The organism is Flavobacterium sp. RSP15 (genome assembly GCF_003968755.1).
Classification (GTDB): domain Bacteria; phylum Bacteroidota; class Bacteroidia; order Flavobacteriales; family Flavobacteriaceae; genus Flavobacterium.
On the sequence record NZ_RYDL01000021.1, the window covers coordinates 1 to 25,818 of the forward strand.

At 36.2% G+C, this 25,818-nt stretch carries 20 protein-coding genes; 1 reads left to right on the forward strand and 19 read right to left on the reverse strand.

Annotated elements, in window-relative coordinates:
* Window positions 1-234: 234 nt before the first annotated feature.
* The gene (locus tag EKM00_RS14100) at window positions 235-1,404 is read right to left on the reverse strand and encodes an acyl-CoA dehydrogenase family protein (RefSeq protein ID WP_126516615.1); all 1,170 of its coding nucleotides are present in this window, start codon (window positions 1,402-1,404) and stop codon (window positions 235-237) included.
* A 166-nt stretch (window positions 1,405-1,570) separates the two neighbouring features.
* The gene (locus EKM00_RS14105) at window positions 1,571-2,467 is read right to left on the reverse strand and encodes a ComEA family DNA-binding protein (RefSeq protein WP_126516616.1); all 897 of its coding nucleotides are present in this window, start codon (window positions 2,465-2,467) and stop codon (window positions 1,571-1,573) included.
* A gap of 258 nt (window positions 2,468-2,725) precedes the next feature.
* Here EKM00_RS14105 and EKM00_RS14110 point away from each other — a divergent pair, with 258 nt between their 5' ends.
* Window positions 2,726-4,204, forward strand: coding sequence for an amino acid permease (locus tag EKM00_RS14110; RefSeq protein ID WP_126451894.1), 1,479 nt, complete (start codon window positions 2,726-2,728; stop codon window positions 4,202-4,204).
* A gap of 73 nt (window positions 4,205-4,277) precedes the next feature.
* Here the strand turns inward: EKM00_RS14110 and EKM00_RS14115 are convergent, their stop codons facing one another.
* From EKM00_RS14115 to EKM00_RS14195, 17 genes are all read right to left on the reverse strand, one after another.
* Window positions 4,278-4,505 (reverse strand): PspC domain-containing protein, encoded by a 228-nt coding sequence (locus EKM00_RS14115; protein WP_126451893.1) that lies wholly within the window; start codon window positions 4,503-4,505, stop codon window positions 4,278-4,280.
* A gap of 89 nt (window positions 4,506-4,594) precedes the next feature.
* A complete protein-coding gene (locus EKM00_RS14120; protein WP_126516617.1) occupies window positions 4,595-5,866 on the reverse strand; it encodes a DUF2851 family protein in 1,272 nt (423 codons plus the stop codon).
* 120 nt (window positions 5,867-5,986) lie between these two features.
* Window positions 5,987-6,469 (reverse strand): 3'-5' exonuclease, encoded by a 483-nt coding sequence (locus EKM00_RS14125; RefSeq protein ID WP_126451891.1) that lies wholly within the window; start codon window positions 6,467-6,469, stop codon window positions 5,987-5,989.
* Between the two features lie 218 nt (window positions 6,470-6,687).
* A complete protein-coding gene (locus tag EKM00_RS14130) occupies window positions 6,688-8,049 on the reverse strand; it encodes a pyridoxal-phosphate dependent enzyme (RefSeq protein WP_126451890.1) in 1,362 nt (453 codons plus the stop codon).
* A gap of 208 nt (window positions 8,050-8,257) precedes the next feature.
* Window positions 8,258-10,216 carry a putative porin gene (locus tag EKM00_RS14135; protein ID WP_126516618.1) on the reverse strand — a complete coding sequence of 653 codons (1,959 nt, stop codon included), beginning with the start codon at window positions 10,214-10,216 and terminating at the stop codon, window positions 8,258-8,260.
* Window positions 10,217-10,460: 244 nt separating this feature from the next.
* Complete coding sequence (locus tag EKM00_RS14140) at window positions 10,461-11,855, reverse strand: exopolysaccharide biosynthesis polyprenyl glycosylphosphotransferase (RefSeq protein WP_126516619.1); 1,395 nt, start codon at window positions 11,853-11,855, stop codon at window positions 10,461-10,463.
* A gap of 182 nt (window positions 11,856-12,037) precedes the next feature.
* The gene (locus tag EKM00_RS14145) at window positions 12,038-13,390 is read right to left on the reverse strand and encodes an O-antigen ligase family protein (protein ID WP_126516620.1); all 1,353 of its coding nucleotides are present in this window, start codon (window positions 13,388-13,390) and stop codon (window positions 12,038-12,040) included.
* The gene (locus EKM00_RS14150) at window positions 13,387-14,466 is read right to left on the reverse strand and encodes a glycosyltransferase (RefSeq protein ID WP_126516621.1); all 1,080 of its coding nucleotides are present in this window, start codon (window positions 14,464-14,466) and stop codon (window positions 13,387-13,389) included. The genes EKM00_RS14145 and EKM00_RS14150 overlap by 4 nt, the downstream gene beginning before the upstream one ends.
* An 81-nt stretch (window positions 14,467-14,547) precedes the next feature.
* Entirely contained in the window at window positions 14,548-15,666 is a 1,119-nt protein-coding gene (locus tag EKM00_RS14155) for a glycosyltransferase (protein ID WP_126516622.1), read from the reverse strand.
* 21 nt (window positions 15,667-15,687) lie between these two features.
* Window positions 15,688-16,680, reverse strand: coding sequence for a glycosyltransferase family 2 protein (locus EKM00_RS14160; protein ID WP_126516623.1), 993 nt, complete (start codon window positions 16,678-16,680; stop codon window positions 15,688-15,690).
* A gap of 2 nt (window positions 16,681-16,682) precedes the next feature.
* Window positions 16,683-18,230: a glycosyltransferase family 2 protein gene (locus EKM00_RS14165; RefSeq protein ID WP_199734709.1), complete on the reverse strand. Its 1,548-nt coding sequence runs from the start codon at window positions 18,228-18,230 to the stop codon at window positions 16,683-16,685.
* 192 nt (window positions 18,231-18,422) lie between these two features.
* Entirely contained in the window at window positions 18,423-19,640 is a 1,218-nt protein-coding gene (locus EKM00_RS14170; RefSeq protein WP_126516624.1) for a glycosyltransferase family 4 protein, read from the reverse strand.
* Window position 19,641: 1 nt separating this feature from the next.
* A complete protein-coding gene (locus EKM00_RS14175) occupies window positions 19,642-20,517 on the reverse strand; it encodes a hypothetical protein (RefSeq protein ID WP_126516625.1) in 876 nt (291 codons plus the stop codon).
* A 298-nt stretch (window positions 20,518-20,815) separates the two neighbouring features.
* Window positions 20,816-21,148 carry a GIY-YIG nuclease family protein gene (locus tag EKM00_RS14180; protein ID WP_126516626.1) on the reverse strand — a complete coding sequence of 111 codons (333 nt, stop codon included), beginning with the start codon at window positions 21,146-21,148 and terminating at the stop codon, window positions 20,816-20,818.
* Between the two features lie 624 nt (window positions 21,149-21,772).
* Entirely contained in the window at window positions 21,773-23,206 is a 1,434-nt protein-coding gene (locus EKM00_RS14185) for an MBOAT family O-acyltransferase (protein WP_126451880.1), read from the reverse strand.
* Between the two features lie 30 nt (window positions 23,207-23,236).
* Window positions 23,237-24,331, reverse strand: a complete 1,095-nt coding sequence (locus EKM00_RS14190) for a glycosyltransferase family 4 protein (RefSeq protein WP_126516627.1) — start codon at window positions 24,329-24,331, stop codon at window positions 23,237-23,239.
* On the reverse strand, window positions 24,318-25,721 hold the full coding sequence (locus tag EKM00_RS14195; protein ID WP_126451878.1) for a hypothetical protein: 1,404 nt from the start codon (window positions 25,719-25,721) through the stop codon (window positions 24,318-24,320). Before EKM00_RS14195 ends, EKM00_RS14190 begins: the two co-directional genes overlap by 14 nt.
* Window positions 25,722-25,818 lie beyond the last annotated feature (97 nt).

Consider the following 25,818-nt stretch of genomic DNA (forward strand, 5'->3'; position numbering starts at 1 on the left):
TTAGCGGAATTGATAGTTCACCTCTGTTTTCCTTTGAATAAATTTAGTGTTTTTTATCTAATACAAAGTAAAGGCGGTATCGGGAGTTAAATTCGCAGCACCATTCTTGACATAAAAAAAAGAGTCAATACACAAATCGACTCTTCTTTTTATAAAATACTCACTTTATTGAATCTAAAGCATCCCGTTACGAAAAACTTATTCGCTCCAGAAACTGCCTAATCAAAGTCTAAACTACTTTACCGCTGGTACATAATTCTGATTATCAATGATTAATTTTCCTAAAATCTCTTTCAGAATTTCTGAAGTTCCCCCGCCTATTGGTCCTAAACGACTGTCCCTAAACAAACGTGCTAATGGATACTCCTCCATATAGCCATAACCACCTAACATTTGCAAACAACTATAAATAGTCTCATCTGCAACTTTTGTAGATTTCAGCTTAGCCATAGTGGCTTCCTTTACGACGTATTCCCCTTTGTCTAAACGAGCGACAGCAGCATAGTTAAACACCTTACAATGTTCTACCTCTGTTGCATGCTCAACAAGCGTATGTCTTAGTGCTTGAAACTTACTTATTTTTTTTCCAAATGCCTCTCTTTGCGACATATAATCTATTGTATAATCTATTGCATATTCAGCTCTCGCATGTGCATTTATCGCCATGATTAAACGCTCTAAAGCAAAATGCTGCATGATGTAAGGAAATCCTTTCCCCTCTTCTCCCATTAAGTTTTCTGCTGGGATCTCTACGTTGTCAAAAGCGATTTCAGCCGTATCAGATGCTCTCCAACCTAATTTATCTAGTTTGACAGCCGATATACCTTTTAAACCAGTATCCATCAAAAAGATGCTTATCCCTTTATTTCCAAGTTCAGGATTAGTTTTTGCTGCAACAATATAATAATCGGCATAAACACCGTTTGTTATAAATGTTTTGGAACCATTAATAATATATTTATCTCCTTTTTTCACGGCATTAGTGCGCATCCCCGCAACATCACTACCCCCAAAAGGCTCTGAAATACATAAAGCTCCTATTTTCTTTCCGGCGATACTTGGCACTAAGTAGTCTTGCTTTATCCTTTCGTCACCCTCGGCATTCAAATGGGTCATCGCTAAATACCCATGAGCCCACATGGCAGCAGCAAAACCTGATGACTTAATTTTTTGCAATTCTTCGAGAAAAATAACAGTATAAAATAAATCGAGATTCAGACCGCCATAAGCCTCTGGGTAGGCAATACCAAAGTACCCCATCTCGCCAAATTTTTCCCAAATAAAACGTTCTATTGTACCCGTTTTTTCCCACTTTTCGATATGCGGAACAACTTCTTTCTGCAGAAAATCTTTTAAACTTTCTCTAAATGCATGGTGTTCTTCCGTAAAATAAATTGAATTCATATAGTATCTTTTTTTTTAACAAATAGTATTAGTTGAAACATAATAAAGTCGTGCTATTTCAAATTTCGTTTTTAAACATTTAAAAATAATCCTTTAATAAAAAAGTAACACCTTTATTTTAAAAAGTAATACAATCCTCTTATCCGGAGCTTAAAATCTGACTCTTCTAATTAAAGTCCAAATATAAGTCAATTGTTTTTGCTTTATCAACAGGAAATCCCTTAATTTTTATTAAATCCTCAATATTATTAAAATCCCCCTTCATGCTTCTATAGGTTATAATTTCTCTGGCTAGCGCATACCTAAAATAATAAAACTGAGAAAGCTCCTTTAAAGAAGCGGTATTGACCTTGATTTTTTTAAATTGAGGCAGCGCCAAAACTTCAAAATGAGTATTCAAATTCTCAATTACTTCTGGCGACAACCCCCAAATATCCTGCATTTGATCCATAGAAACAAATCCGCCCAACGTTTCTTTTTGTTTTAAAATGCGAATAGAAATGGCCTCACCTATTCCATAAATTTTTACCAAATCTTCTTTTGTTGCCCTATTGATATCAATGATTACTATTTTTTCTTTTTTGGCCAAAGCTGGATTTGAATACTTTTTATAAGTTATAAATTTAGTTTTCTGGCTTTTAGAAAGCACCCAATCCGGGAATTTAAAATAAGGCGCTAGCACATTTAACAATGAGTCTGAAACTTTAGTCACGTTTTGAAACTCCTCAGGAGAATTTACATATTTGTTTTGTTTCCTAAAAGCGAGCAAACGATCAATTTCCTGAAGAGACATCCCTACTCTATATCCTTTATAATCTGTGATAAAATTGGGATTAAAGAGATACACCTTGGACTTTTTATTTACAGTTTCCTTTGTAAGGGAATCCATTGCAGTTTGAAGAGAAAGCCATTTTTGTTTTTCAGGATACACTTTAGATACCGCTCTAAAATCAACAAAAAAATAAACCAGCTGCAGGACTACACTAATCACAAACAAAAAGAAAATACCGGTTCGCTGCTCCTTAGTAAACTTAAAATAAGTTAGAATCGTTTTAAAACTCATGGGGTACGTATCGATTTGCTAGCATTAAAAATAATTCTAAATTTATAAATTAAATCAAGACCGTTCGCTTTCTGTAGATTTTTTTTCAAAAACAAATTAATGCACGCTACAAGCCTATTTGACAAAATAATTTCACCGGGAATCAATATTAAAAAAGACGACAAATCATTTTTTACAACTTAAAATTCAATTATTGTTTTTATTTTTTATAAAAAACAATACATTTGGAGCTTAATAACAAACAAAACCATATAACCCATGTCAATTTGGAAAACTAAACCCCTTTCGGTATTGCTAAATGAAGCATCAGAATCTGAAAAAGGATTAAAAAGAACTTTGTCTTCACGTTCATTAGTAGCGCTAGGAGTTGGAGCAATTATCGGAGCAGGATTATTTTCTTTAACAGGAATCGCAGCCGCAGATAATGCAGGACCCGCAGTAACGCTATCCTTCGTCTTAGCAGGGATAGGTTGTGCCTTTGCTGGATTGTGCTACGCTGAATTTGCCTCTATGATCCCAGTAGCAGGAAGTGCTTACACCTATTCTTATGCAACAATGGGAGAATTTGTTGCTTGGATTATTGGATGGGATTTAGTGCTTGAATATGCTCTTGGAGCCGCAACAGTAGCAGTGAGTTGGTCTCAATATGTAGATAAATTCCTCGCCAATTATGGACTCCATATTCCCCAGGAGATACTCCATGGACCATGGGATCAGAAACCAGGATTCATTAATTTACCCGCCATATTAATTATCTGTGCCCTTTCTCTACTATTGATTAGAGGCACAAAAGAATCAGCTTTATTAAACAATATTTTGGTTATTTTAAAAGTAACTGTTGTTATTGTATTCATAGGTATCGGATGGGGTTTTATCGATGGAGCGAATCACACTCCATTTATCCCTGTAAATGAAGGCGAAGCCCTTTTAAGCTCAGGAAAGATGACATTTTTAAATTTCTTTAGTAGCGATTACTTTGGTCATTACGGTTGGAGTGGTATTCTAAGAGGTGCAGGAGTTGTGTTTTTTGCATTTATAGGATTTGACGCTGTTTCTACAGCTGCACAAGAGGCAAAAGATCCACAAAAAGGTATGCCAATTGGTATATTAGGGTCGCTCATAATTTGTACCGTTTTATATGTTCTATTTGCTTTTGTTTTAACTGGTTTAGAAAACTACCTTAACTTTAAAGGTGACGCAAGCCCTGTCACTACAGCGTTTGCTAAGACAGGTTATACATTCTTAAATTCAGCATTAACAATTGCGATTATTGCAGGATATACCTCTGTAATGTTAGTGATGTTGATGGGGCAAAGTAGGGTTTTCTACAGTATGAGTATCGACGGATTATTACCTAAATTTTTTAGTACATTACATGCTACAAATAGAACACCATACAAAACAAACCTACTTTTCATGGTTTTTGTTAGTATGTTTGCAGGATTTGTTCCTGTGTCAGACTTAGGTCATATGGTAAGTATAGGAACATTATTTGCGTTTGCTCTTGTATGTATTGGAGTTGTTGTAATGAGAAAAACTAATCCCGATGCAGTAAGAGGTTTTAGAGTGCCATTTGTACCAGTATTTCCAATTCTAGGAGTTATCATCTGTCTAATCTTGATGGCTGGATTACCTATTGAAAGTTGGGAAAGACTTGCCATTTGGATGATTATTGGAGTTGCTATCTATTTTGCCTACGGTAAGAAAAAAAGCAAACTAAACAATCCGGATAAATAAATTATAGCATCCAAAAAAAGGGATTCTAGAATAGTTAAACTATTTTAGAATCCCTTTTTTTTATTTAACTTTTTTACAAATCAAAAACCGACGTGCGTTTTGCACGAATTAAATCTTTCAACCGCATCCAAAAAGCCAAAGTTAAATACACGGCAAACCACAAGCCGGCTGTAACAAATGACAAGTAAATAAAAAATAGTCGGACGCTACTGGCACGCATTCCTAAGGTATCTGCTAAGCGGGAGGAAACATGAAAACCGTGTTTCTCAAAAAAGAACTTAAGCTTAATTACTGCTGACATTTTTCAGTTAGTGTATTAAATTCGTCAATCGCATATTTAAAAAGCAAATTTACAACATTCTCCAGTAAACAAATCCAAAAATAATTGAATTAATTTTTTTTCAACAATTCCATTCCTACGGCACATTCTAAGCATTTACCGGCGTTGCAATACTCCATTTTTAGTTGCAGTAATGATTGGGTATCAAAAGCACTTGCAGCGAGAACCCCAAAAGACTTGAATTTATCTATAATGGCATTTTTCTCCGGAGAAACTTCTTCTAACAGACGAATTAAGTCCTCTGAAATTTCTTTTCCCTGACTTTTAGCAAAAGCAAATTGTAACGGAATTATGGTATTTATGACGATCAAATCGATGAAAGATTTAGAAAGCGATTTCCTTTTCTTTGGACTTTCTTTATCAAATTGGTAATGATTCAACCAATATTCAGAAGCCGAAACCTGAAACAGGTCGTAACTACTTTTTAATGAATTCAAAACACTTATTTTTGAAAATAAATGCACCTGACTGTGGTATAAATTTGCGAATTGAGAAAGACGTATCGTAGGAAAATTATCGGGGCGATGCTTAAAAAACTGGACTGGTGCCAGGCCACCTTGCTCCAATTGGTATTTATGTGTCAAGTAAAAATACCTAAATTTTAAATCTTTGAAATAAGTATCCTCCTTATCAGAATCCAATAACCCTGCGGTTCCAAAAATTAATGCTTCCAGATTCTCAATTTCAAAACTTTCTTTTCTAAGCACCGAAAAAGGAATGTTTTGTGCCATATTAAAAAAGAGTTCTCCATTGGTATTTAATCCAAAATTTTTAGCCAAAAGGCAAAACAACACTGCTTCCCAATCGTGATTGGTTTGTTCTAACAAATCAAATATAGATTTTGCTTTTCTTTCCAAACGTTCAAAAAACAAACGTTCCTGCCAATTTTTTAAGACAAATCCATCAATTTTATTAATTTGCTTTTCGCAAAAAATCCATGATTTGGGAGCCATTAAAGATTGGTAATTTTCAAGGGTGGCCTTATCCACATATTTTTTAAGTTCCAAAACCGGAATTTCGCTGTTATTGCTTCTAAACACTTCCGTATCATGCTCCCAAACTACATGTAAAATAACGTTTTCATATCCTGAATCCTGTTCATGATGATGCACATACCAGTCTGACGATTTAAGATGAATTTCGACATTTCCTGCCCATTTTTGATTTGCAATCGTTATTTGTGCATTAAAAAAATCAGGACCGGCCAGTTCAAGATATTGGCCCACAGTAACAATTGTGATTTCCTCTCCATTGAAAGTTTTCAAATTCAAAGTATCAAATTTCTTGAATTTCCACAGGTAATGGAGGAAATCTTCTTTCATATTGAAAATATTAGATTGAAGACTAATGTAGTAAAAAAAGAAATAGCAAATTATCTAAAACAAAAAAAATCAGAAATTTCTTTAAAACTCCAAATATTATTTTGGCAAAATAGGATGTTTTTATTTCAACAAATACAATTTGGCACAAGCCCGGGCATCAGATAACGCTTCGTGATGATTCAAAGCGATATTCATTTCCCGGCAACAATCGCTCAATTTAGTTGGTTTCAATCCTTTGGCTTTGTATATTTTTACGGTACATTCCCAACGAGAGGCAATATTCAAATCCGCATACTCTAAATTATAAAGAGCCATTGATTTTGCCAAAACATTCCGGTCAAAACTTTCATTGTGAGCTACAACCATCCTGTTTTGCAACCGTTTTTTAATTTCAGGATATACCTGAGCAAATGACTTAGCATTCATGGTATCCCGCGGATAAATCCCATGCACTTGAATGGTAAAAGGAGAATATAAATTATTTGGCGGTTTGATTAAACTAACAAACTCATCTGTAATTATTCCATTTTCTACGGTTACAATTCCTACAGAACACGGATGGTATGCGGTTGCTGTTTCAAAGTCTATAGCGGTGAAGGTCAATTTGATTTCAGATTTAGGGTTAACGATATTTGATTTCAGATTTACAAAAATACTGTCAATTATAGAAGTTCAATGTATTTGTTACCTTTTTTTTAGATGTTCTTGCAAACTTTTAGATTCCAAAAATCTTACAGCAACAAAGTAATTAAACCAAAAAACCTTGCAGGTTTTTTGATTCTTGTTGGAGTATAATTAGGAAATAAATTCTAGTTTTAATCTTATTTTATCGACCCAATAATATCATATTTAGTTATAATATGGTGATTTCCATTCTCTAATTCAATCAAAACGGCTTCATTCTCTTTCGTGAATAATCGAGAAACTTCTTCAATAGGAGTTCCGTGTTTCACTATTGGAAAAGGTTTTCCCATTACATCTTTAATCGGTTTATCAGCTACATTTTTGTCGGCTACGTAACTTTGAAACAAATCACTTTCATCAACAGAGCCTACAAATCCGGTGGTATCAATGACAGGAATTTGAGATATTTTGTATTTACGCATTCTTTCTATGGCGTGCGAAACTAATTCTTCGGTACGCACCACAATCAATGGTTTGTCGATATGATCTTTGATTACATCCTCCGCCTTAGTGATTTCTTCTTCTAGAAAACCGCGTTCCCGCATCCAGTCGTCATTGAACATTTTACCTACATAACGGCTTCCTGAATCATGAAAAAGAACCACAACTACATCTTCCGGTTTAAAATGTTCTTTGAGTTGCAACAATCCTTTGATCGCCGCACCAGCAGAATTCCCTACAAATATTCCTTCTTCTAGTGCAATTTTACGGGTATAAACCGCCGCATCTTTATCCGTTACTTTTGTAAATCCGTCAATCAAAGAAAAGTCTACATTCATGGGCAATATGTCCTCACCAATCCCTTCTGTGATATACGAATAGATTTCATTTTCATCAAAAATTCCTGTTTCATGGTATTTTTTAAATACAGAACCATAGGTATCGATTCCCCAAATTTTAATGGTTGGATTTTTCTCTTTCAAATATTTCCCAACTCCGGAAATAGTTCCTCCAGTTCCTACCCCCGATACAAAATGAGTAATTTTACCGCTTGTTTGCTCCCAAATTTCTGGTCCCGTTTGCTCGTAATGCGCGATAGCATTTGAAGGGTTGTCGTATTGATTCACATACCAGGAATTAGGCGTTTCTTTGGCCAATCGTTTAGAAACCGAATAATACGATCTTGGATCCGTAGGTTCTACATCCGTAGGACACACCACAACTTTAGCGCCTACGGCACGAAGAATATCCATTTTTTCTTTAGACTGTTTGTCTGAAATTACGCAAATTAGTTTGTATCCTTTTATAATGGCGACTAATGCTAATCCCATTCCTGTATTCCCGGAAGTTCCTTCAATAATAGTTCCGCCTGGCTGTAAACGGCCATCAGCCTCCGCATCTGCAATCATTTTTACAGCCATTCTGTCTTTTACGGAATTTCCTGGATTGAACGTTTCCACCTTAGCAAGTACTAAGGCCTCTACTTCGGCAGTTACTTTATTGAGTTTCACTAATGGGGTGTTGCCTATGGTACCTAATATATTTTCTGCGTAGCGCATTGTATAATAAATTTAAGATTGTAATTTGTTGTAAATACTGCTACAAAGATAGTATTTTGTTATAAATTATTCTTGTTTACGGAATTTTGCGTTCGTGATAATAGCGACATCCTTTCCTTGCTTGCCGCCAAGCAAGGAAAGATATAGCGGATAGCGCGATAAAACGCCCAAAAAAAATGACTTAAAAAATTGAAATTTTAAAGAGCTATTAATTAAAGAAGTTCCAAATTAAACCAAATCGGATCGTAAAATCACGCGATGGATTATTGGGGGAGGCATAAAAATCATTGCCGGTGAGTGCCGAATTAAAATGTTCCGCTTTCAAATAGATCCTTGTTCTTTGAATTTTTGCATTGATAAAAAAATCAAGGTTAGGATGATTGCCAATTTGTTTGTCTTTTTGCACAAAAAATTCTCCTATGACCGGATTGTATTCATTGGCATAATAACTGGAAAAGTAATTGAGTGAAATCCCTGTTTGCAGAAATAAGGCTTTTTTAAACAAAAAATTCGAGTAGTAAAACGTATTTCGCGTTACAATTTCAGGCACGTTCAAGATGGCATCTTGTTGTTCTGTTTTTTGATATAAAACTGTATTATCTAACGCAAATTTTCCAAATTTTAATTCTCTGCTGATTTTGATCGATACATAATTTATTGTGCTATTGTATTGTGCCGGCGCAACAATTTGTGTGTTATCTGTTTTTTGCTGCGCAGTTGACGCATCGGTAAAATACAAATGATCATTCAAAACTGAAAACTGCAATTCCGCATCTAGCCAAGGAGAAATGGCATTAGCTTTTATTGTATTTATTTTTTCATTCTTAAAATCATTAGACCAGTTGTACTGCACGTAACTGCTCTGGTGCAGATTGTAATTGTTATTGGGTAGTTTGTTTATATTTTGATACTGAAATGCAAATTGAATTTCATCAGTGAGCTCATACTTCAATTTAGCATCTAAATTTGAAAGCGACTGGTTGGTAATGGATCTGGAATAAGAAAAAATACCGTTCCATTTATTTTTTCGGTATTCATATTGTCCTCCGGCACTATTGATGTTCTGGCTCAAGGAACTTGGGACTGTTTTCGCATCAAATATTAGGATCTGATTGTAATAGTAATTAGATCTGAAATCGTCAGCAAAAAACTGAAATTTACCCAATGTTGTATTTTCATAAATCAAACCAATTCTATTGTACATCTTGTTGTAACGAGTTTGATCATTGATCCCGCTGTTTGCAAAAGAGTCTCCAAACCGGTCAACTATTGCTCCTCCTACGGCAGATGCAACTGTAGCCTGATTGTATTCAAAGAACTTATTTTCGTAATTAAACTGATGCGCGAGATACGCGTTATTGTCTCCTTTTTTTGTGTTAATTCTAAAATTGTGATCCACAAAAATTCTTTTTCCTTTCAGAAATGATTTGGCGTCATTAAGATACACTTCAAATCTTTGTCTGTTATCGTAGTTTGGATCACCACTTTCAAAATCATTAATAGTCGTAATTCCACCATTTTCTTCATTTAAAATATCTTGATAGGTATAATGTGCATTAGCAAAATACCGTTTATTTTTAGTGTTGTAACTGGTGGTGAACCTGAAATTTCCTGTACTTGAGAGCTGATTGATATATTCTCCTTCTGAACGTAGTCCTCTGTAGGCTATCGAAAAATTTAAATTTTTTGAGGTATTCAGGGTAATAAAGGCATCTACTGACTGCCCCTTTTGTACGGTTGTTTTAAAATATAATTCGGTAACCGGAGTTGCTACAGAGCTGTAACGGATTTGGTTTGCCTCCAAAAAATTAAAATGCTTTGCTTTAAAACCAAATTCCGGAAATACAACTACATCCGTCAAACCGTATTGTAAGGTATTGTATGTTTGTCCATCATTTGCAAAAGGTAAAAGTCCAAAAATGTCTTTTCGCAAATAGTTGTGGCTGTATTCTTTTTGAATATTGAGAGACGTGTCAATGTAAGTGGTATCCCGTTCTAGAGTGATGAACCGATACATATCAACAGTAGCTACTTTTTGTTCTTTTTGTTTTTTGACCGTATCTGACGCACTTTGGTATTTACTAGCAGTATCTGTATTGGTCGTATTTTTTTGAGAAAACAGCAGCATGGGCACTGCTAAAAAACAAAATAAAAATAATATTCTCATTTGACAGGATCTAATTAGTCGGTTACGTATACAGTTTTAACTCGGCAAAGATAAATGATAAAAACCTATAAATAAAAAAACATCTTACGGAAGTATGTGTTATATAAGAAAAGTACTCACTGTCAATTTACTCTTTCGGTGCAGTTTTAAAGAGACCTGCAAGCAACAAATTTTCAAGAAACTCTCCTTTTTTGTAGCATTTTGCACCGCAAAACGACACATTAAAAAACGTGTCTGATACTAGCTACTGTCCTCGATAAAACAACACCGTGGTGATGGTCTTGAAAGCAATGTTCAAATCCAGGTAGATGCTGCGGTGCTTGATATAATACAAGTCATACTGCAGCTTGATCAGACTATCATCAATGGTTTCCCCATACGTATAATTGACCTGTGCCCAGCCAGTAAGCCCTGGCTTGATGATGTGTCTGGTTTCATAAAAAGGCATTATTTCTGCAATTTCTTTTACAAAAACAGGACGCTCGGGACGCGGACCTATAACGGCCATATCTCCTTTTAGTATATTGATAAATTGAGGAAACTCATCGATTCTGGTTTTACGCAGAAATTTCCCAAACAGCGTTACTCGGGAATCATTCGTAGCGGTAAAAACGGCACCGTTCGATTCGGCATTTTTAACCATTGTCCTAAACTTTAAAATTTTAAATACCGCCCCATCTTTGCCTATCCGTTCTTGTGAATAAAACAACGGTCCTTTATTTCCTATTGCATTTCCAAACAAAATAAGCGGACACAAGAACACGCCTACAACAAGCCCAGACAAGGAAATCGTTATTTCAAATATTCGCATAACAATCAAATACAACTTATTCTGATTGCTTCGGCTAAAAGGAAAAAAACGATAAAAATCCCGTGACATGTACTGCACTGGTATGCGCTGGGTTTTACTTTCATATACCTGTGTATATTCCCGTATAATATTCCCAGCCTCTAATAAATGAAGCAATTGTTGGTACAAATCTGCTGTAATTCCTTCCGTTTTTTGGGAAGCAATCACAATTTCAGAAACTCCGTTTTCATTCACAAAAGAGAACAAATCCTCTCTTTTGATGTGCTGCACATAATGGTATTCTTCTAATTGTTGTTCACTGGAATCTAGATTAACAAACCCAATTATTTTATAATGCGGATCGATATTTTCAAGTCCTAAAATCAACTCCTGTACCTGCTCCTGATCACAAATCAAGATTGCTTTCTGAAAAAATCGATTAGAGGCCAAAAAGGTTACATACAACATCCTCCAGACAAACAACGATAAGAATACGACCAGAAAAAACAATAGAATTTGAAGGCGGTTTGAGGGCAGTTCCGGAGAAAAAAACGGCGTCAGCAAATAGACTAAAACAGTTGTTGAAACGGTAATAAGAGTGCTTTTTAACACCTGAAACTCGTTGCTGGCTACCTGAAGATTATACATTTCAAAAACAGTTCCAAATACATTGAGGTATACTGCCAAAACGATTGTCCAGTAATAATTAGTAGCTGAAACTTCAAAATAATCAAAAGCAAATACCTTTCCAGTTGCATATAAAGCCGTCAAAACAAACAGAACATCAAACAGTCGAAGAATCATCTTTCGTTCTGATATTTCAAAATGCATTTTGTCAAATGAAAACATGATAGGTATTTATGGTACGAGTGCAATTTAATGTTTTTGTTCCAAATTAAATTTATAGTAGCAACTCTTTTTTTTAAGAACATCCACTTTTAACAAAGTGATTTTTTAATAGCTGCGAATTCCCTAAAAAAACCATGAAAAATATTGAAACGAATACGCACCACTTTTTTTATGGTTCTTCTCTACTCTTCTTCCACAACACTCTTTCTTCTGGGCGATCTCAACTGCACATTGAGTAAGGACAACGAGTATACAAAGGCCGGTGCAGCGGTACGCATGGCGGCATGATTAATGGTTAAAAACCAAAAGGCAACAAAACACAATAAAAACATATTGAACTTGTTTTCCAAATACAAAACCAAGGGCGTAAAAAACAAAATCAGTAGCGCTAAGACCCCTAAAGACCCATGCTCGGCCAGCATCCGAGTAATTTCATCGTGGGATGAGACCCTGATACCCGTTTCATCCTCCCGGACTTCGACCCCTTTCCCAACCCCTACTCCAAAAATAGGGTTCTTCAAAAACGTATTGATCTCATTTAGTGCCACATCCTCCCTGCCGGTAAACTGGCTCTCTTTAGCCCTTCCTGCGGCATCTTGATTGGCATAGCGCTTGTCAATAAGGCCGCCCGTCTGAAAGGAGGTGAAGGTCCAAGTGACAAACATTGCAAACACTAAGAATACGATAATATAATTCAATTTTGCCTTTCCGCCAAAATTAGATTTAAAATACAAGAACGCCAGCAACAAAACAATCATCAAGAATCCGGTAATCATTCCTCCTCGGGAGAAAGTAATGATTCCCCGATAAGTGATATTCAACGCAAGGATCAGGTTGATTATAATTTGGAATTTTGTTTTAGAATCCAATATTACTCTGGAAAAAAAAATAAACATCCCCAGTCCTAAAACCGTAGCCACCTGATTGGGGCCATACCCTCCAGAAGTTTGAAAATTAGATTCGGTTCCCGTAATGACTTCCTGTAAATCTGGGGTATACAAAATCAGATATGCCACACAACTAATAATAGGAAGACCCATGCTCAGCAGGATTGTATTCATCTGATCCAATCCAATCTTTCGCCGAAAGGTGTACAAAGAAGCCAGTCCCAAACAAACGGGACCCGAAAGGTTAAAGGCAATCGCTTTGCGAATATTCGTGTCAAAATTCAATACAAAAGTTGAAATAATAACACCGGGGATTAGTAATAATAGAAAGATCCAATACGGAATGGCTCCTTTAGAAAAACCGCTGTAATACATCCCGATAAGAACAAAGAGTACAACCCCGTATTTGGAAATTTCATAGAGTGGATTTCCACCGGTCATTCGCAAAAATACTTCGCTCCCTACCACATAAGCCGCAGCAATCAGTGCTTCGTTATTTCTGTTTTGTTTTTTTACGATATAATAAATTCCAAAAATAAAAATAGAATAGCCGTATATTTTTGCTGTAAAAGGCAACAAATACCCCAATGCACCCACCACCACATGGAAAAGAATTAAATAGAGATAGGAACGATCTTCGTTTTTCATTTGTAACTATTTTGCAACCAATTTAAATACTGTCCGATAACGGCTGTTTCTGAATTGTGATCCAATACTGTTTGATACAGCGCACGACCAAACTCCAGTTGCAGCCTCTCACTATCGATTAATACAACCAATGCCTCATAAAAGATAGACTCCTGTTGTGCCGCAACAAGAAAACCGTTTTTACCATTTACAACCAGAGAAGCTATTTCTCCTACAGCAGTGACTACTACTGGTTTTTTATGCCAGCCATATTCCAAAAGCGCCACTGGTAGTCCCTCAGATTGTGACGTTAGGATCCCGATTGTCGCTTGCTGCAAAATATGGGCTACATCTTGTTGGGTGCCGTAAAGGAACACTTTTTTTTCTAAATCAAAAGCACGAATTAAATTCTTAATTTTCTGGGAATAGGCATCATTAAGATCTTTCCCAACCAAATGAAACGTCCACTCAGGATGGGAAATCTTTAGTTTACAGGCGACTTCCAATACTAAGAAATGATCTTTTTGTGCTCTCAAATTAGCCAAACAAACAATCTGCTTTCCGGGAATTCCCTTCAAAAAGGTCTCTGCTTTACTCTTCTTTGCTTCCGATGGAAAATTAGGCAAATAAATGGTGTTCCTGAAATTCAATTTTTGTTCCGCCCAAAATTTTAATTTTTGATTGACGGTAACAATACCATTAAAAAATGGAGCGGTGAGTCGTAAAGCACCCAATGGTCTTTTTGATAAAAATTCACTATCGCCATAATGATCGTGCCAAATTAACTTAATCTTAGGATACGTCAATTTAAGTAATACCGCAGTAAAAAATGATGTCCCGTGTGCATGTGCGATTGTAATTTTATTCTGTTTTACAAATGATTTCAACTTTAAAACTGACCTTAAGTCGAAAGTGTGTTTTTTATTTAAATACAAATAAGAAACATCCGCATCAATTTGATGGAGCAGTGGCCCTTCATTTCGGGTGACGATCAAACCTGCAAATTCAATTTTTTTCGCTAGCGCATTGGCATAACTGATCGCCATACGCTCCGCTCCACCTGCCTCGAGTGAATCTATAATTTGAATGATTCTCATGTTGTTGTTATCACTTATGTTACATATTAATCTACGCCCAATAGTAGCAAACCCACTCAAAGAGACGAGTTAAACTCAGCATCAACGTGCCAGTAATTTTTTGATTTCCGCTTCGAAAAAATCCATCGTATAGCCCCTGGACCATTCTGCTCCTCTGGTTTGTTTGTAATCAAAAAGGCTTTGGTTACTCAAAACCGATTCGATTTGCAAAATATCTTTTTCAAGATCCATTTCCAGCAAAATCCCTCTGTCCCCATAATCCAGCATAAAAGGCACACATGAAACAGCTGTTGCCAGAGGAACACAACCCCAAAACAGACCCTCGGCAATCACTTTTGGCCACCCTTCACTCTCTGAAGGCAACACTATAAAATGACTGTCCTGATAGGCTTTTTGCAGGGTTTCTTTGGATTGATTTCCTTTCAAAAAAACAATGGACTCGAGCTGATGCCCTACAACATACTCCTCTAAGACTTTACGTTGTACTCCTTCTCCATACAGCCGCAAACGCACTAAATACCCTTTTTGATGCAAATTTTCGATCAATTGAACAGCATACAGCGGATGCTTCCCATGGACTAATGTACCTGCAAAAACAAAATCGACCACACCCTGTAACACTTTTGGAACCACTGCCAATTTATCTTTTTCAGAATAGGTAGCCGTAAAAAAAGGTTTAATATTTCCAGAACTACCCTTCCACTCGCCATACACTAAAACCTGCATGTTTCGGGTCAAAAAAGTGTTACTTAAAATCCATCGTTGCAGTTCGTAGGTCCAAGGCTGCTTGGATTCAGGATCCCAATTTCCGGCATATTTAGCTGTTTTTGGAGTATTCGGAAATAAAATTTGAACAAAACAACCCAATAATCCAATATTTCCGGGACACCGTAAATGAATGTGATCAGCAGATTTCATGGCTTTAAATAAAACCCAAAGCAATCCGGGAAGTTTAAATAAAGTAAGTAAAATAGCTTGTATCGATAATAAATCAAAACTTGGAACAGGAATAAAGTGTATGTTTTGATGTTGGTAAGAACTGTCAATGGCTGTCGCCTTACCTAAAAAAAAAGGAGCCACAATCACTACTTGTGTTACATGGTTGCCCCAAACATTCATTTCTCTTACGTAGGGAGCGTACGCATAATATAAATTATTCACTTTCGAATGCGGCACGTGGGTAATGATTACGAACTTCATATTTAAAATACTGTTTATATCTTATTTTGGTTTTCTTATCCACAAACTCCACCAACCAACGGTTCTGCCTACTGCCTCTGTAAAAGCTTCTTTTTTACTACTGCTGGTAAAGGTATTGCTAAACCGAATACCAGTCAAAAGTAATGTAATTGTGTGCCATTTTAATTGATGTTCTAATGTTGGCTTAGGATTTTTCGTTCTCCAGACATACCAACCATTTCGCACGACCATTTTCCCGTATTGATATTGATTGGGTCTTCCTGCGGTATCGTGATAATGATACAATCTTGCAGCAGTGTTCAAGTACAATGCCCCTATTTTAGACACTCGTAAAGAAAAGTCGGCATCCTCATACAATCCATAACCTTCAAAATAAGTAGAAAAATGCAACGTATCAAACACCTTTTTTCTGAAAGAAGAAACGCCTCCCATCAACATTTCTACTGCATACGTTTTACCACTCGGAGGCAAAAAACCCACACTACGACCGTGTGAATATAAGGAAGAATAACCCGGTGGACAATCACTGTCTAATCCTAATTTTTTTCTTAACACGAATCGGCTGCCATCTTTTCTTTTCCATCCATCAAAATAAAATTCATCACTTTTGGAGTGATACTTTTCACCAACAAATTCCGTTTTAGTTTCATCAATAATGTACCCGCCAACACCTAAAGCCTGCGGATAAACCTGATACGTTTGTAACAGTTCTTCAAAATAAGTAGCCGTCAAAACAATGTCATCGTCTAAAAAACAGATTATTTCTATATCCGCTGCTATTCTTTCAATTCCGTAGTTGCGTTGCTTAGTCAGACCACGATGTTGTGGTGGAACGACGAAATATTTTAAATTATCAAATCGATTATTCTCTATCATTACCGATGTATCCTGATTAGTTGACCCATCGACGATCATAATTTCATCTGGATACTTTGTTTGCTCTTTCACAGACTCTAATAGCTGTAATAAAGCTTCGGCACGCATGTACGTACAAATTAGTAATGAAAATTTCATTGTTATTGGTGTCTAATTCCTAAATTCTGCAATTTTTGTGCATAAAAAACCGACTTATTAAATTGAATATTCTTGTAAGGAAATCGAAATAAACGATACAAAAAAGCAACTTTAGAACCCGTAAGTAGATAATAGGTAAAATGTTTATACTTATACTCTCTCAATTGTTTAGGACTGTAATGCTTCATTATCCCATACATAATTGTTGGACTAGGAACCGGTTTTATGTTTTTCACAGGAGCATCCAGTTCCCAGGGCTGTGCTTTCCTTTTTTTTCCAACAATCTTAGCTTGAGTTCCCCAAAAACGATAGCCTCCGCTGGGTGGTTTTAAATGTAAATTAGCAGCAAATGGATTAGCTAAAACAGTTACTCCGATTTTACTTAACGACATTCCAAAATCACTATCCTCTCCATAACCGCCATCAAAATTGACATCATTACCGACCAACTGATTTACAAACTCCCGTTTGACACAAGAATTCGCATTGCTAAACATTTGAGTACAGCCCGCAATAAATGGGGGTCGACTCAATTGTTCCAACTTAAGAGCCAAATCCTCTAAATTCTGTTGGTGGTGATCCGCACGGATATCCAGTCCGTTGCAGGCTCCAACCGAATAGGTTTGTAAGAACCGAATGTGGTTTTCGATGAAATCCGCAGGGATCCGAATATCATCATCCCCAAAAACAATATAATCCCCCGTGCATAGAGCAATCCCCTCATTTCTGGCCCTACAACTACCCTTTGTCTGTTGCCAAATCACTTTTAATTCAAAGGGATACTGCTTTTGTTCGTAGGCCGTTTCATCTCTGTCGCTCAAGGGAGTGGCATCTACAACAATAACCTGGGTCGGTTTATAGTTTTGATTAGACAAATCATCTAACAATTGTAAGGTGTATTCTTGACGGAACATCGTAGGTATAATATAACTTACTGTAGGATTACCTTGAATAGCAAGAAGCACCCGAGAAGGAATTCTAGCCGTTACGTCCCTTTTTTTATAGGTATTCTTGACTCTGAACAAAGTAATCCATTCTGAAATTTTCAAGAAACCTAATCTGTAAATCATAAAAATGGCATGGCTTATTTTATAATTTTTCCTAAAAAAAAGATGACGATCTCTTCTTGAAACTATCACCTTTTCTATAGCCGCATTTGTAAATAAATTTTTTACATATAATGGAACTCCTCCCAAAAAACGGTTGCATCGAAATCCAAAATCTAAAGCCTGCATTTGAATATTTTCAAAATCGGTATCAAAACCTTTTGTGAGGTCCCAAACTGATTTACGAACTGCAAAAGCATTGGGATTAATCCTCCAACTGACACATTGATCTAATCCATCAAAATCATTCAAATACCAAAAGAATACAGCAGTCTGATAGACCAATTCAGGGAAAGCATTTTTATAGCCCTGCTCAAAAGAACTATGCCAAATATCGCCTGCTCCAGCAGACAATAGCTCCAATTGTGAAAAATCAGGAGTACCGGCATACAATAGTACTTCACCTGACGTCGTTGTATATTCTTTTAATTGTATTCTTCCCATTTATCGTTTAAACTTAAATCTACCCATTGGGTGTAATTAATAAAAATTTCAATTAATCTTAAATAAAAAAATTGAACCACACTTCGACCCGTTAATCTCTGTTAGCATCCTACGTTTTAATAATCCTTTCTATCAGGTCGGAAGTACATATTGAGCGTAGACGAATTGTAGTCGAAGTCATGCTTTTTTAACTTAGCTGTCTGATTCTAACCTAACACAAACTTTTTTATAAAACACTACACTCTGTTGCGCCACTTTCTCCTTACTAAATTTTTCTTTCACTTTCTTTTCTGCCGCTAAACCAAACGCTTTTTGCAAAACAGCATCATCTAACAGTTGAATAATTTTTGTTGCGTATTCCAAATGATTTTTAGGATGTACTAAAAACCCATTGATACCGGCATCAATCACTTCTTGTGCCCAGCCAATATTTGAGGCTACAATAGGTTTTTGCAGCGCCATGGCCTCAATCCAAGACACGGGCAAAGCCTCGGCAAAAGTAGGAAACACGCAAATTGTTGCCGTACTAATATGCTGCTTCATGTCCTGATATGGTACAGCCCCTAAATAAGTCACATTGAGCAGCGCAGCTGGAGAAAATATTCCTTGCATCATCTGCCAAGTGGAAGAATTCCCTGATATGATATCGGGAACATCTTTCCCTAACAAAATCAATTTTGTATTTGGATTTTTAGCGACCACTGCATTAAAAATAAACGGCAACTCTAGCAATCCTTTTTTACGAATTAAACTACCAAAATATAGAATCGTGTTCTTGTTTTCTTTGTTTTTATCATCCGGACTAAACGCATCAAGATCAATACCATTCGGAATAATCGTAAATTGCTTGTTTAAACCAAAAACCGCATTCGTAGTATCGGCCGAAAACTGACTTACTGAAAGCAAGCCATCTGCCTTTTTCAATGCTCTTTTTTCGTGAAATTTATTAATCCACTTTACAGGCCGCTGATCCAAGTGACAAAAATAAGTATCCGAGCCATGCAACCGAATCACAACCGGACATTTTTCAGGAGAGATAAAAGAGGTGATTCCCGTCCAATCCGGAGCTTCTACCACATCAATTTTTTTATCCTCGTATAAAGTATCAATAATATTCTGCAGTTTTTTCCGGGTCAAATACCACGACAATCCCTTAAATTTGACATTCCTGATTTGTTGAATACAAATACCATTGTCATAAAAAACAGCTTCTTCTTTTTGGGCATACACTAAAACGCGTACCGAACAGCCTTCTGCCAAAAGTCCCATTGCCAGATTTTTGATACTGGTACCTATCCCGCCGGAGCTTCCTGTTTTTGGGTGTGGATATTCCGGGCTTAAAAAAGCTATTTTCCTCACCTCAACCTTCTCCAAAATAAAGGGAGCCACTGCTGAATATTCGTTTCCCATCTTATCTATTAAAAAAATCTTTTATAATTACACTGGTAAACCGTCGTGCTCCAGTATCATTCAGATGCCCGCAGGACGAAAAATACTGATCTCCTTCTACCGTATTTTCATAATTGTAAATTTCAGGATAGCGTTGTTGCACTTTTTCAAAATAATTTAATCCTTTAGTATTGGTGCACATCGGGGTCATGACAGCTATCAAATTGATGTTGTTGTCCTTGCAAAGCTGTTTAATTTCTTCATAATATTTGTTCCGTAACGGTTTTAAATTAGTCAGATTGTTTTTCATGTTACCCTTTTTTTTGACTAACGGATAATATCCTAAATGAGCCAAATTTGTAGTAGGCTCTTTCGATACCGTTTTATAGAGTTCTCTAAACCCAATCTTGGAATCAAATGCAACATACCTGTAAAAAGGAATGTAATACAATTCTTTAAAATCGGCCTCTTTTAAAAAATGATTTCTGATTGTTTTAGAATCATGGATAAAGGGAAGAAAACGAGAAGAAACACCCTCATCTCGCTTTTCATTTGATAAATTCAAATCAGCCTCGAGTATCACATTTTTTATAGTATACTTTCGTTCCACCATTAATTTCAACAGTAGGGAGGCTTCAAACAAATGTCCTCCGCTCATCCCAAAATTAAATGTTTTCAATCCTTTTTCTTCAAACATGGGAGCCACAAAATGATTGTTGGCTCTGGAAGATCCTAAAATTACCACATCATACTCGCGCGCTGCTGAATTGTAAACATAATCAATTTTCCCTCTATTCGACGACTGTACATAAACTGTTGTGTATAGAAAATCCAATACTACTAACAGTAAAAATAGTAGCACGAGGGTTTTGACTGTAAAAATTAAAAACTGCTTCATTGTTGTTTTATTCTGTATTATTATTCTAGTATTTTTACGTATAGTATTTGACACCTCGATTTGACAAACCAATCTTTTGTCACGTCGAGCGCAGTCGAGACGCTTATATGTCTTAATAAATCTCGACTGTGCTCGATTTGACAATTAAACTACTCTCTTTGTCACGTCGAGCGCAGTCGAGACGCTTATATGTCTTAATAAATCTCGACTGCGCTCGATTTGACAATTAAACTACTCTTTGTCACGTCAAAAGTTTATACTGACCGGAGTCGAAGTACAGTCGAGACGCTTAGTCAAACTATTCTTCTATATCTTCAAAATCCGATTTGTATTTATGATGCGTTAAATTTCTACATTCTGATAAATCTTGTAATTTATCAAAATTCCCATCAATTAATGCCTGTTTTTTAACCCTGCTCCATTTTTTTAATTTTTTTTCAAACCCAATAGCCTGATTTGGATCTGTAAAATCCTGATAAAAAACTAACGTCACAGGTCTTCTACTATGTGTATAGGCGTCTGGATATTTACCGGCATTGTGCTCGATAACTCTCCTGTCAATATCAGAAGTTACTCCTACATAAAGCGAATCATCGTTACAAAGAAGAATATATACATAATAGAATTTCATATACTGTTTTATTTTAAGTTAAACGAATCTCGACTGCGCTCGATTTGACAACTCGAATAAAGCCTGTCCTGAGCGTAGACGAAGTACTCGATTTGATAACTCGAGATCTTTTGTCACGTCGAGCGAAGTCGAGACGCCTTATATTCCAAAACTAATCTCGACTGCGCTCGATTTGACAACTCCACTACAGCCTTTCCTGAGCGTAGACAAAGGACTCGATTTGACAACTCGACTTTAGCTTACACTGAACGTAGATAAAGTACTTAATTTGACCCGCCAATCTTTTGTCACGTCGAGCGCAGTCGAGACGCTTAGTTCTACTTTTCTTAAACTTTTGTCACTTCGAAAGTTTATACTGAGCTTATTCGAAGTACAGTCAAGACGCCTTATATTCCAAAGCTAATCTCGACTGCGCTCGATTTGACAACTCCGCTACAGCCTGTCCTGAGCGTAGACAAAGTACTCGATTTGATAACTCGAGATCTTTTGTCACGTCGAGCGCAGTCGAGACGCCTTATATTCCAAAACTAATCTCGACTGCGCTCGATTTGACAACTCCACTACAGCCTTTCCTGAGCGTAGACGAAGGACTCAATTAAGCCTTAATCGATTCCCCTACTGATATCAAAACTGAAAATAAATAAATTCTTTATAATCGGAATACGTTCCTAATGCCACAATTGCTGCAAGGCATAATCCCAACTTTAAATAACTGTAGCGCCCAGAAATAGGTTCCACTTGCGTTCGGCTATTCCATTCCACAACAATAAAAGCAAGTATTAAAATGATGATTTCATAATTGTATCGCTCGTTATCCAAATACTGTGATGCAAAATTTCCATTGGTAAAAATACGCCCAATATATTCAAAAGCATCTCCTATCGATTTTACCCGGAAGAAAATCCATGCCAGGCAGGTTAATGCGAATGTACTGATAATGCTAAAGAAAACTGTGACGGAGGCAAAATCCCAATGCAAGGACACTGTTTCCATATTAGATCGATTCCGCTTCAAGAGCAACAATGGCAAAAAATACAGGGCATTAATAAAACCCCAGGCAATAAAAGTCCAATTGGCACCATGCCAAAAACCACTGATTAAAAAAATAATAAAGGTATTGCGGATTTTCATTCCCATACCTCCACTGCTGCCTCCCAAAGGAATATATACGTAATCCCGAAACCACGACGAAAGAGAAATGTGCCAGCGCCGCCAGAACTCGGCGATATCACGAGAAAAATAGGGGTAGTTAAAATTGCGCAGCAAATCGATTCCAAACAATTTTGACATTCCCAACGCCATGTCGGAATAACCCGAAAAATCCCCATAAATCTGGAAAGCAAAATAAACGGCACCAAGAACCAACGACAAAGAATTCATGGATTCATAATTATCAAAAATCGCATTGGCGTATGTAGCGCAGGTATCCGCAATTACCACTTTTTTGACCAATCCCCAGGCAAACTGAAAGATTCCTTCTTTGGCTTTTTGATAGTCAAAACTGCGTTTCACCTTTACCTGTGGTAATAAATGTGTGGCTCTTTCAATGGGTCCCGCCACAAGCAGTGGAAAATAACTGACAAACAACGAGTAATCGACAAAATTATATTCGGCTTTAATGCGCTTTAAATAAATATCAATGACGTATGATAATCCGTGAAACGTATAGAAGGAAATACCCACCGGCAAGATCACGTTGAGTAGTAAAGGACTCGTTTGTAACCCAAACCCATTCAACAACTCCGAGAAAGAATCTGCAAAAAAATTATAGTATTTAAAAATTCCCAGGAAGCCCAGATTTACACTGATACTCAGCCAAAACCAAAATTTTCGACTCCGTACCGTCTTGGCCTTTTCTATCCGAATACCGGTATAATAATCTAAAAACGTCGAGAACACCAACAGGAACAGAAAACGCCAATCCCAACAGGAATAAAAATAATAGCTGGCTATAATGAGCACTGCATTTTGAGTGCTTTTGGTTTTATTACAAACAAACCAATACAACACAAATACGATTGGCAGGAAAACGGCAAAGGATAAGGAATTAAAAAACATACGTACGGGAACGGATTTGACGGTGTAAAATTAAGATTTATTCTCTAATACCAATGCTAAATAATGATCAACCATCGACGTTAAAGTTATATCATTGACACTTTTATTAACTGCGGAACAATTACTGATTCTAGAATCATTATTCAAAATTTTAACTAAAATTTCTTTTAACTGATTAACTTGACAAACCTCAAACAAAAAACCATTTTTATTATCCTCCACTAATTCTAATATATTTCCTTGTTCCTTCGTTGTTATAACTGGCAAATCACACATTAAGCTTTCGACAACTGAATAACAAAATGTTTCTCCATGAGAAGGATGAATTAAATAATCATAATTACAATAGATCTCATTTAAATTAGCCACACTCCCTTTGAAATCAAAAAATTTCTGAAGCGAATAATCCTCAATCATCTTTTTCAATTCCATTTCGAAATAACCACTGCCATATATATCTATTAAAAAATCATATTCATGGTTATCCGTTAAATATTTTACAGCTACTATTAAATCCTGAATTCCTTTATCCCTTCTGAGATGAGAAGCGACAATAAATTTGTTATTAAATTCAAAATTTAATTTCTTTTTAAATTTACGATTATCTAATCCATTAAGAATTACGATTGATTTTTCCCCAATTTGGAATCCAAATTCCTTGATTAATTCGAGACGGGTATAATCAGAAACCCCTACAAAAACAGCAATATATCTGGAAAATAAAACTCCTTTGATTCTTTTCTCGATTCTCTTTTTTAAAGGATAGCCGGAAAGAGGTCTTGGATTATGATCCACGGCAATTATTTTAGCGACGCTGAACTGCTTTATTTTATAAAAAAAAGGAGTACATAATTCGACAAAATGGGTAATGATATGCGTATACGCTGTTGCATTGGTGGTACAAAAACTAAGAAAATGATTTTCTACGGATTGAAACCCACTCTCAAAAATCGTTAAAGTCGCATATTCGCCATGATCGGACTGATTCGGGAAAAACCAATCCACCTGAATATTATTTGCTGCACATTTCTTGTCAAACGCCAAAAAAAAGTAATCCATTCCGCCTACTCTTTCGGGTAATAGTTCATAATTACAAAGCACTGCTATTTTTTTATTTTCGGTCATTCCATTGTGATAAAGTTGTGGCAATACGCTGACTGGTTCCGTTTAATTTTTTGCTTATTTGTAAGTCAATCATAGCCTTTCTTTCTTTAGTTCGTGCCAAAGGATTGATTAAAGCCTCCTTGATTTGGTCAATTAATTCGGTTGGATTTTTGGCGATGGTCACGGATTGGCTCTCGACTACTTTTTTGAAATGATCATATCCTAAAAAACGTTGGTCATCATACAAACCATTTTCAGGATTTCCAAAAACAGTATTAATTACCGGTTTGTCAAATAACATAAAATCTAAACTCATTGTAGAGCACATGTTAATATTCAAATCAACATATTCCAACAAAGAACGTAAATCCATGATATCCTCCTCACTAGGAATGCGTTGAGACCAGCTTTCAGCATGATTCTCTCGAGTCAAAATCCATTTGGGCGTATTCCAGATAATTTCAGGAAACTCTTTTTGTATCGCAGCAAAACGCTCTGGTTCTTCTGCTGGAGAAGTCCGTACAACAAGTTGACATGGAATTCCTATTTTATTTTCTCGCATGGCATTGGCAATAGTCCGAATCACAACAGGATCATTCGCTCCGATACTGGCATCAGCACAACTGAAACAAATTATTTTTTGACTCTCCTTTAAATTAAATTTAGCATAAAAATCTTGTTTTTCTGTTTTGTATTTGTCCATCACATAAGGCTCAAATTGAGGTGTTCCCACCACTCTTACCTGTTCCTCTTTTACATTCGGATAAAAATACAACAGTTCCTTTTTCATTAAATCACTCCAAACCAAAAAATAATCAAAAGTCCCTAACATTCTTCCTTTGGAGGCTAAATTATCCCAACTGAAAATAAAACTGCTGACTGGTATTTGAGATTGGATAGCTGCATATAAAAAAGGGGCTAAATACGAGGGTCTTTGATGGGTGAAAAAAACATGAGTCGGTTGGTCTTCTTGCAATAATCGAAGATACCCTTTTGCTATTCTATGTTTAGAAAAAGACAAAAACTGTAATTTTTCTACAAACAGAATACTGGCAGAAGAGTGCACTCTCTGCGTAAAAAAATAAATAATTTTGACTAAAAGAGATCGGGCAGAGATTGTTTTGGGATACCCGGATTCCAGGTTGTCTTTCATACCATAAAAAGACTTATAGTGTTGTAGATGAGCTAGCTCTTTCCATTTCCTGAAAAACCAGGTCCATTTGCCTTCTACAAAAACATCCAATTCTTTTATAGTACTTGTAGACTGTAAATCCGCAGGATAAGCACTGATAGGCAACCCCGAATAAATGATAATAGTATCAAATTGGAGTCTGGCTTCTGTTAAAAAGTCACTCATTACAAAATTCCGGAATCCAACGCCATCAGTGATTACTATCCCTAGTTTTTTCATTAAATTTTTTTTTATTTAATATCATTGTTGTCCGGTAAAAAACTTTTAAAAGTTAATTATCCTATATATTTATGGGCTTAGCGAGAATTTATCTCGT

Excerpts from the sequence above, each read along its gene's own strand:
- EKM00_RS14100 (WP_126516615.1), bottom strand. The coding sequence starts at position 1,404 with ATGAATTCAATTTATTTTACGGAAGAACACCATGCATTTAGAGAAAGT.
- EKM00_RS14105 (WP_126516616.1), bottom strand. The coding sequence starts at position 2,467 with ATGAGTTTTAAAACGATTCTAACTTATTTTAAGTTTACTAAGGAGCAG.
- EKM00_RS14110 (WP_126451894.1), top strand. The coding sequence starts at position 2,726 with ATGTCAATTTGGAAAACTAAACCCCTTTCGGTATTGCTAAATGAAGCA.
- EKM00_RS14115 (WP_126451893.1), bottom strand. The coding sequence starts at position 4,505 with ATGTCAGCAGTAATTAAGCTTAAGTTCTTTTTTGAGAAACACGGTTTT.
- EKM00_RS14120 (WP_126516617.1), bottom strand. The coding sequence starts at position 5,866 with ATGAAAGAAGATTTCCTCCATTACCTGTGGAAATTCAAGAAATTTGAT.
- EKM00_RS14130 (WP_126451890.1), bottom strand. The coding sequence starts at position 8,049 with ATGCGCTACGCAGAAAATATATTAGGTACCATAGGCAACACCCCATTA.
- EKM00_RS14135 (WP_126516618.1), bottom strand. The coding sequence starts at position 10,216 with ATGAGAATATTATTTTTATTTTGTTTTTTAGCAGTGCCCATGCTGCTG.
- EKM00_RS14140 (WP_126516619.1), bottom strand. The coding sequence starts at position 11,855 with ATGTTTTCATTTGACAAAATGCATTTTGAAATATCAGAACGAAAGATG.
- EKM00_RS14145 (WP_126516620.1), bottom strand. The coding sequence starts at position 13,390 with ATGAAAAACGAAGATCGTTCCTATCTCTATTTAATTCTTTTCCATGTG.
- EKM00_RS14150 (WP_126516621.1), bottom strand. The coding sequence starts at position 14,466 with ATGAGAATCATTCAAATTATAGATTCACTCGAGGCAGGTGGAGCGGAG.
- EKM00_RS14155 (WP_126516622.1), bottom strand. The coding sequence starts at position 15,666 with ATGAAGTTCGTAATCATTACCCACGTGCCGCATTCGAAAGTGAATAAT.
- EKM00_RS14160 (WP_126516623.1), bottom strand. The coding sequence starts at position 16,680 with ATGAAATTTTCATTACTAATTTGTACGTACATGCGTGCCGAAGCTTTA.
- EKM00_RS14165 (WP_199734709.1), bottom strand. The coding sequence starts at position 18,230 with ATGGGAAGAATACAATTAAAAGAATATACAACGACGTCAGGTGAAGTA.
- EKM00_RS14170 (WP_126516624.1), bottom strand. The coding sequence starts at position 19,640 with ATGGGAAACGAATATTCAGCAGTGGCTCCCTTTATTTTGGAGAAGGTT.
- EKM00_RS14175 (WP_126516625.1), bottom strand. The coding sequence starts at position 20,517 with ATGAAGCAGTTTTTAATTTTTACAGTCAAAACCCTCGTGCTACTATTT.
- EKM00_RS14180 (WP_126516626.1), bottom strand. The coding sequence starts at position 21,148 with ATGAAATTCTATTATGTATATATTCTTCTTTGTAACGATGATTCGCTT.
- EKM00_RS14185 (WP_126451880.1), bottom strand. The coding sequence starts at position 23,206 with ATGTTTTTTAATTCCTTATCCTTTGCCGTTTTCCTGCCAATCGTATTT.
- EKM00_RS14190 (WP_126516627.1), bottom strand. The coding sequence starts at position 24,331 with ATGACCGAAAATAAAAAAATAGCAGTGCTTTGTAATTATGAACTATTA.
- EKM00_RS14195 (WP_126451878.1), bottom strand. The coding sequence starts at position 25,721 with ATGAAAAAACTAGGGATAGTAATCACTGATGGCGTTGGATTCCGGAAT.